General features: G+C 73.1%; 9 protein-coding genes. 4 read left to right on the top strand and 5 right to left on the bottom strand.

What is annotated here, in order from left to right:
• Positions 1-16 precede the first annotated feature (16 nt).
• The 3 genes from EF918_RS29455 to EF918_RS29445 all read left to right on the top strand — a co-directional run bounded on the left by EF918_RS29455 (position 17) and on the right by EF918_RS29445 (position 2,573).
• Positions 17-349 carry a DUF192 domain-containing protein gene (locus EF918_RS29455; protein WP_312847876.1) on the top strand — a complete coding sequence of 111 codons (333 nt, stop codon included), beginning with the start codon at positions 17-19 and terminating at the stop codon, positions 347-349.
• A 41-nt stretch (positions 350-390) separates the two neighbouring features.
• A complete protein-coding gene (locus EF918_RS29450) occupies positions 391-1,008 on the top strand; it encodes an SMI1/KNR4 family protein (RefSeq protein ID WP_125651980.1) in 618 nt (205 codons plus the stop codon).
• Between the two features lie 278 nt (positions 1,009-1,286).
• Entirely contained in the window at positions 1,287-2,573 is a 1,287-nt protein-coding gene (locus EF918_RS29445; protein WP_125651979.1) for an extracellular solute-binding protein, read from the top strand.
• Between the two features lie 99 nt (positions 2,574-2,672).
• Here EF918_RS29445 and EF918_RS29440 read toward each other — a convergent pair whose 3' ends face one another.
• The 3 genes from EF918_RS29440 to EF918_RS29430 all read right to left on the bottom strand — a co-directional run bounded on the left by EF918_RS29440 (position 2,673) and on the right by EF918_RS29430 (position 4,605).
• On the bottom strand, positions 2,673-3,002 hold the full coding sequence (locus EF918_RS29440) for a hypothetical protein (RefSeq protein WP_125651978.1): 330 nt from the start codon (positions 3,000-3,002) through the stop codon (positions 2,673-2,675).
• Positions 3,003-3,393: 391 nt separating this feature from the next.
• Positions 3,394-3,765, bottom strand: a complete 372-nt coding sequence (locus tag EF918_RS29435; protein ID WP_125651977.1) for a hypothetical protein — start codon at positions 3,763-3,765, stop codon at positions 3,394-3,396.
• 216 nt (positions 3,766-3,981) lie between these two features.
• Complete coding sequence (locus EF918_RS29430; protein ID WP_125651976.1) at positions 3,982-4,605, bottom strand: hypothetical protein; 624 nt, start codon at positions 4,603-4,605, stop codon at positions 3,982-3,984.
• Between the two features lie 157 nt (positions 4,606-4,762).
• On the opposite strand from EF918_RS29430, the gene EF918_RS29425 reads away from it, so the two are divergent.
• Complete coding sequence (locus tag EF918_RS29425) at positions 4,763-5,917, top strand: serine hydrolase (RefSeq protein ID WP_125651975.1); 1,155 nt, start codon at positions 4,763-4,765, stop codon at positions 5,915-5,917.
• Positions 5,918-5,950: 33 nt separating this feature from the next.
• Here EF918_RS29425 and EF918_RS29420 read toward each other — a convergent pair whose 3' ends face one another.
• Entirely contained in the window at positions 5,951-6,277 is a 327-nt protein-coding gene (locus EF918_RS29420; RefSeq protein WP_125651974.1) for a nuclear transport factor 2 family protein, read from the bottom strand.
• A 119-nt stretch (positions 6,278-6,396) separates the two neighbouring features.
• The gene (locus tag EF918_RS29415; RefSeq protein ID WP_125651973.1) at positions 6,397-7,209 is read right to left on the bottom strand and encodes a polysaccharide deacetylase family protein; all 813 of its coding nucleotides are present in this window, start codon (positions 7,207-7,209) and stop codon (positions 6,397-6,399) included.
• Positions 7,210-7,519 lie beyond the last annotated feature (310 nt).

The raw sequence follows: 7,519 nt of genomic DNA, 5'->3' as shown, positions 1-7,519 counted from the left end.
GCCCGGTGGGGCGGTCGTGCGGATGGAGGTGGCGGCCTCGTACCGGGCGCGGACCCGGGGGCTGCTCGGGCGGGACGCGGTCGAGGGGGTGGTGCTGCTGACCCCCGCGGCCAGCGTGCACACCTTCGGCATGCGCTTCGCCATCGACGTGGCCTACCTGGACCGCGGGTCCCGGGTGCTGGACGTGCGCACCATGCCCCCCGGCCGGCTCGGCCGGCCCCGGCTGCGGTCGCGGTACGTCCTGGAGGCGGCGGCCGGGGCCCTGGCCGGGTGGGGAGTGCGGCCGGGCGTCGTCGTCGCGCTGTGGCCCGGGCAGGGCCCCGGTCCGGACCCCGGGGGCGCACGGTAAGTTGGGACGGTTGGGCGAGGGCGGGGTCCCGGGGAGCGGAGATGACGGAGAACGCGCAAGTCAGGGCGCTGGAAGAGATCATGCCCGCGACGCACGGCGCCGACGAGGACCTCGACTGGCCCGCCGTGGAGGCGTACTGGGGCGGCCGGCTGCCGTCCGACTACGTGGCGTTCATGGGCCGGTTCGGCGCCGGCACCATCAACGGCGAGGCCGAGATCCTGCTGCCGCTGCCCACGCCCGGGCTCCAGTGGGCCCCCGCCCACATGGCCGAGGAGACCGCCAACGCCCGGGCCACCTGGGAGGCCCTGGGCGGCCGGGCCGCGTTCGACCTGGACCCGGAGTCCGTCATCGCCTGGGGCGTCACCACCGGCGCCGACGTCCTGTGCTGGCTCACCACCGACCCCGACCCGGACCGCTGGCCGGTCCTGGTCTGCGGGCGGCACACCGCCGACGCCTTCGCCGTGTACCCGTACGGCATGACCGAGTTCCTGCGCCGGCTGCTGTCCGACGAGTTCGACGTGAGCCCGGTCAGCATCACCTTCTGGGACGGCGGGCAGCACAGCTTCGTGCACTGGCGCAAGGCCCAGCGCCGCTGGCAGGAGGGCCGCAACCCCGAGACCGGGGAGCCCGATCCCTACGCCGGCGACTTCGCCGACTGAATCACCCTTCCCCCTCCGAGAGCCCGTTCCGCCGAGCGAAACGGGCTTTTCGGCACGTCTACGCGCGTGGCCCTTGTGGATCACGTAGGGGAAAACACAAGCCGGAATAGCGGCAGTTGGACCATTGCCCACAAGTTCCGGCTCGATGGAGCCATTCCTTCCACGACAGGAGAGAATTCCGGCCATCGGGCCATCGAGGGACACCTCCCCCCGGAGCAACTCATAGGTAACCGGCCCGCCCACCCGGGATGTGAAAAGAAATTCAGGGGAATTCACCCGTGCGACGAAGAATATTCGGCGCGGCCGCAGGCGCGGCCGTGCTCGGCCTGCTCGTCCCCCTCGCCGGCTGCGGAAGTTCCGCCGGCGGCGACGGGGACGACACCACCCTCCGTCTGGTGGCCGCCGAATACGGCGACACCCCGGCGACCAGTTCCAAGGCCTTCTGGGACAAGATGGCGGAAAATTTCGCCGCCCAGAACCCCGGCATGAAGCTCCAGGTCCAACTCCTGCCGTGGGCCGACATCGACCGCGAGGTCAGCCGTATGGTCAAGGCGGGCAAGGCGCCCGACATGGCCCTCATGGGCGCGTACTCCGACTTCGCCGCGCAGGGGAAGCTGTATTCCGCGGAGGAACTGCTCTCGATCTCCGCCGAGGCCAACTTCCTGCCGCCGCTGGCCGAGGCCGGCTCCGTCGGCAACACCCTCTACGGCCTGCCGTTCGTGGCGAGCAGCCGGCTGCTCTTCTACAACGAGTCCCTGTTCGCCAAGGCCGGGGTGACCACCCCGATCAAGACCTGGTCGGAGCTCAAGGCCGCCGCCAAGGCGCTCAAGGAGAAGGGCGTGAAGTACCCGTACGCCCTCCCACTGGGCCCCGAGGAGGCGCACGCCGAGGCGCTGATCTGGGAGCTGAGCAACGGCGGCGGCTACGCCGACAGCAGCGGCAACTACAGCCTGGCCTCCGACCAGAACATCCACACCTTCCGGTGGATCAAGACCAACCTGGTCGAGCCGGGCCTGGTCGGTCCGGTGCCGCCCGCCCAGCTCAACCGCGCCGACGCCTTCGCGGCGTTCCTGCGCGGCGAGGTCGGCATGCTCAACGGCTACCCGTCGCTGCTGCACGAGGCCAAGGCCAAGGGCATCTCCGTGCGGGCGATGGAGATCCCGGTGTCGGACACCATCGGCGCCGGTGAGCGACCGCCGACGGTCGGCGTCGCCGACTGGATGATGGCGTTCAAGCAGAACGGCAAGCGGGTCCAGATCGGCAAGTTCCTGGACTTCCTGTACCAGGACAAGAACCTGTCGGACTTCGCCGGCCGCTACCACCTGCTGCCGTCCACGGTGTCCGCCGCACGCACCAGGGCCGGCGGCGGCATCGACGACACCGACACCGCCTTCCTGACGGCGCTGCGCGGCGCCCAGCTCTACCCGGTCAACGACCCCAACTGGGTCACCGTCAGCGACACGATCAAGCGCAACATCGGACGGTCGCTGGAACCGGGCGTCGACCCGAAGTCCGTCCTGGAGTCCATCGCGGAGAAGTCCCGCGAGGCCGGCAAGGGCCGCTGAGTCCCTCCGGGACACCGCAGGGCCGACCTCACGAAGGCCGGCCCGGCCCCCCGCCCCGCGCCCACAAGGCGCCCGCGGGGCCCTGGGCCCCCTCCCCCCTCATGGTGCGATCGGGAGGCTGTGCCCGGTGACCGCCGTACTGGTCACGGCAGCCGGCGTCGGGCCTCCGGCTTTCCGCGTCGACACGTGCACGTCGTACGCACGTCCCGGCGACAGGGCCGTCTCGATGGCGAACTTGAACTCCTGGCCGTCCGGCCCGACCTTGACCGATCTCCAGGACTTCGGCGACCCGTCCGGATACGCGTAGACGTTCCCGGGTTGGGCGGACACCCATCCGTAGACGTCCACGAGCGTCGGGGCAGGGGCACTGACGTAGGCCACGAGGGAGTACTTGCCGCCCGCCACCTCGTAGCACACGGTCTCCTTCACCCCCGCGGGCGCCTCCGGCGCCGGGTGGGCGCTCCCGCAGGAGCGCCGTACCGACGGGCTCGGGGCCGGCGCCCCTTCCGCGACCACCCCCGGCGAGGCCGCCGCCGGGCAGGACCCCACCGCCGTAGGCGGCCTCGCCGGGAGGTGGCGGCTGGGACGCCGGGGACGATGCGGTCGGGCCGGGGGTCGGGGCGGCTGCGGTGTGCTGGGGGGCGTCGCCGTCGGTGACGGCGACGACGCCGAACACCACCAGGCCGACGATGCCCAGCAGCACGGCCCCGCCGATCACGGCTCCGCTCTGGTGGACCGTGATCCGCTCGCGGTTGTCGATGTTGACGTTGGTCTGGTCGCCGACCTTCTGGTCGCTCTGGTCGATGTCGCCCACTGCACGTCAGAGCAGGGTCTGGGCGGTGGTGATGGCCGCGCTCAGCGCCGAGGTGACCGCCGCGGCGGCCGAGACGCCGGAGACCAGGGCGCGCGCCCGGGTCAGCCGGCCCGTCACGGCCTCGGCCGAGGCGTCGGGTCGGCGGGCCACCGCGGCGGCCTGGGTGACCTCGTGCCGGACGTCGAGGGCCAGTTCCTCCGCGAGCTCTCCCTCGTCCTTGGCCCGGGCGATCTCCGCCAGCAGGGAGTTCAGCGCGGTCACCAGCTCGCTCTGCCGCTCACTCTCCCCGGCCCCGACGTTCAGAACGCCCTGCACCCCGCCGTCGATGTTGATCTGGCTGCCGTGCACCTGCTGGTTCTGCTGATTGAACCCACCCATCGGGCGACCCCCCACTGCGACGGAACCGGTTGGGGCGCACCGACCACATCGAGCCAGGTCAGGCGCCAGGGGCGCTGACCATAACGAGGGGTCAACGCGGCTGTCCACTCCGGGAATTGACCGGATCCGGCCTGCCGTGGCGGCAGCCGCAGGAGGTAAGGGCGCGGGTACCGGGCCGTCCAGGTCGGCCGGGCCGGATCCGCCGGTCGGCCGGGACTAGCCGGGGGTGCGGCCGGTCGTGAAGGCCTTGCGGTGGGCGTCGCAGCTCGCGTTCCAGGGGAGGGACCCGTGGAGCGTGCCGTAGCCGGTGCGGGTCAGCGACCACTCCACCGTGTAGGTACCGGAGTCGCAGGCGATGCGCCGGCCGCCGGGCAGCGTCGTACGGCCGCTGGCCGCGCGGTCCTGGGCCTCGCTGCGGACCTGGGCCGCCGGGCTGCCGTCGGGGCGGCGCAGGACGGCGTACAAGGTGATCGGGTGCTTGCCCTCCTTGCTGGTCAGGGCCTTCTTCACGACCACCGAGTCGGAGACCGACCAGGCGAACTCGAACGACGGCCGCCACGCGAGGGACTTCGGGTCGGGCCGCTTGGCGCCCCACTCCGCGCTCGGCGAGGAGCCGGGGACGTCGACCATGTCGTACAGGACGCCGGGGTGGAAACGGAGCTGCCCCTCCAGCTTGTGCATCTCGTCCTTGGTCCACAGCGACTTCATCGTCTTCTCGCCGCCGGCCGGGTCCTGGAGGTACGCGGTGCCCTCGGCGGCCGAGGCCGCCTCGACGAGGGCGGGGGCGAGGGCGGCCACGGCGGTGGCGAGACCGAGAGCGGCGATGCGGGTGCGCTTCATACCCGGACCAACGGCGGCTTCCGGCGGGCCGGAACGTCGCCCGCGGCGCGTTCACCCGTACGGGCGGCCGCGCGGCCGCCCCGGCAGTCCGGCAGGAATATCAGCCGACCGGGGCCGGTTGGGCGGGACGACATCGAAACGATCTTCCGGGGGAATCATGGGCGCGGCAGGCGACGACAGGACGGTGCACGGCACGGTCGCGGCGGGCTGGGAGCCGGTACGGGACGAGCTGGCGGACTTTGTCGCCGGGCAGGAGCACTCCCCCGAGGCGCAGCTCGTGGTGCACCACGAGGGCCGGCGCGTGGTCGACCTGTGGACGGGCGAGGACACCGACGGGGACACCCTCGGCAGCGTCTACTCGATCACCAAGGGCGCGGCCCACCTGGTGGTGGCCCTGCTGGCGCAGGACGGCGAACTCGACCTGGACCGCCCGGTGTCGGCGTACTGGCCGGAGTTCACCGGGCACGGCAAGGAGACGCTGACGGTCCGCGGGCTCGTCTCGCACCGGGCCGGGCTGATCAACGTACCGGAGGGCTTCTCGCCGGCGGAGCTGGCCGACGACGCCCTGCTCGCGGCGCGGCTCGCGGACGCGGAGCCGTACTGGACGCCGGGGGACGGGTACGGCTACCACGCGTTCGTGATCGGTGCGCTGACCGGCGAGGTGGTGCGGCGGGTCACCGGCACGTCGCTCCAGCAGGTCTACGAGGAGCGGGTGCGGGCCCCGTACGGGCTGGACCTGTACCTCGGCCTGCCCGCGGAGCTGGAGGGCCGCTGGAAGCCGGTCCTGGAGGCCGCTCCGACCGCGGAGCAGCTGGCGGACTTCGCCGCGGCGCCGGCCGCGCCGGAGCTGATGGCGGTGTCCTTCAACTGGCACCGGGACCCGCCGATGGACACGGTGGCGTTCGGCAACGACCCGCGGATCCTGGCCAACGGCTCGGCCTCGGCGGGCGGTGTCGGGACGGCCCGCGGTGTCGCGGGCCTGTACGCGGCCGCGCTGACCGGGCTGGACGGCCGGCCCGCGCTGCTGAAGCCGCAGACGGCCGCCGAGCTGGCCCGGCCGCACACGCCCGGCACCGACCTGGTGACGGGCGAGCCGGACCACTTCGGGCTGGGCTTCGAGCGGCAGCCGGCGGTCGGGCCGCGGGCGTTCGGGCACTCGGGGGCGGCGGGCGGCCAGTCCTTCGCCGACCCCGACACCGGGGTCGCCTACGCGTACACCCGCCGCCGCTTCTTCTTCCCCGGCGGCAACGCGGCCGAGAACGGCCGGCTGACGGCGGCGGTCCTCGCCGCGGCCCGCGCGGCCCGCGGCTGAGCCGCCCGGCCGCCGGGCGGGCCGGGCGGCCGGTCAGGCCTGGCCGGTCTCGAACCGGCTGATGCGGCCGTCGCCGTCGACCTCGAAGCGCCAGGCGGTGCGCATCTCGCCCCAGGTGTCGTTGCGGTAGTTGACCACGAGGCGACGGCCGCCGTCGCCCTCCGTCTGGACGTCCATGTGGCCGCCCACGTCGAAGATCTCCTTGTCGATCCACTCCTTCAGCTCGCGGTCGGAGCCGTCGTCGGACATGGTCGCGTCGGGGGTGAGCAGGGCCAGGAAGGCGTCCCGGTCGTGGGCGTTGACCGCCGTGACGAGGGCGCGGACGGCCGGGTCGGACAGTTTGGCAGGGGCGATGGTCACCAGGGCCTCCGGAGCGGGCGGGCGGGCGTACGGGCGTACGCCGCATGCCCAGGGAACACCCGCGGGGAGCCGGGGCCGCCGAACCTCACCCGTTCGCCGCCCGGCGGCGTGTCCGGGGGTCAAGGGGTGGTGCGGACCGGGAAGCCGGTCGGGCGGCCCTGCTCCTTCAGCCAGGACAGGACCTCGTCGAGGGCCTGGACGGTCTGCCGGCGGTCGCCGCCGCCGTCGTGGAAGAGCACGGTCGGGCCGTTGCCCAGCTCGTTCTTGACGGTGTCGACGATGGTGGCGGCGCCGGGCGTGCGGAAGTCCTTGGAGTCGACGTTCCAGCCGAGCGGGCGCATGCCGTGGGCGGCGGCGATCCGGCGGCTGTCGGGGGTGAAGGCGCCGCCGGGCGCCCGGTAGTACTCCACGCGCGCACCGCCCCCCGCCGCCTCCTCGATCATCTTCTGCGCCTGGAGGATCTGCTGCTCCTGGTAGGACACGGGCTTCTTGTCCATGGTGGTGTCGTGGGCGACGGTGTGGTCGCACAGCCGGTGGCCGGCCGCGACGACCCGCTTCACCAGGTCGGGGTGGGCCTTGGCCTGGGGGCCGATCATGCAGAAGGTGGCCTTCACGTCGTACCGGGCGAGGAGGTCGAGGACCTTGGGGGTCCAGGTCGGGTCGGGGCCGTCGTCGATGGTGATGTTGACGGCGCCCGGGCCGCCCTCGGAGGCGTGCGCGATGGAGTCGGGCACCTGGGGGCCGGCGCCGCCGGCCGGGGCCCCGGGGGTGGCGGCGTCCTGGGATCGCGACACGTTGCGGTGCGCGGGGTCGGCCCCGCCGTTGCCGCTGCCGGTGAGCGCGGCCACCGCCCATACGGTCGTCGCGACCGCCGCGGCGGAGGCCGCGACGGCTATGCGGGCCCGGGTGCCGTGCTGCATCGAGTGCTTCATCAACGGTCCACTCCCCATCCGGCGTTGAACGGTCGTTCCGTGGGTCAGGACGTCCGTCGACAGCAGCGGGTTCCCCCTGCTTTGGGGATAAATCCCAGGTAATAGCGGCTTTCTCACCGATCGCCCGATTTCACTCCCGTCCCGGAACGCGGTGCGGAACCCGTAAGTCCCGTACGGCGCGGGAGAATCCGCCGTCCGGATCCGCAGCCTGCCGCCGTACGCGCCGCCATCCCCCCGGCGCCCGCCCGGACGGCGGCTGAGCCCCCGCCGGAGCGGCCTTACGGGCGCTCCGCCCCGTCCCGCGGCGGCA

This window comes from Streptomyces sp. WAC06614, from assembly GCF_003949795.1.
In the GTDB taxonomy this organism is placed as follows: domain Bacteria; phylum Actinomycetota; class Actinomycetes; order Streptomycetales; family Streptomycetaceae; genus Streptomyces.
This window is presented reverse-complemented; position numbering and strand designations above follow the sequence as displayed.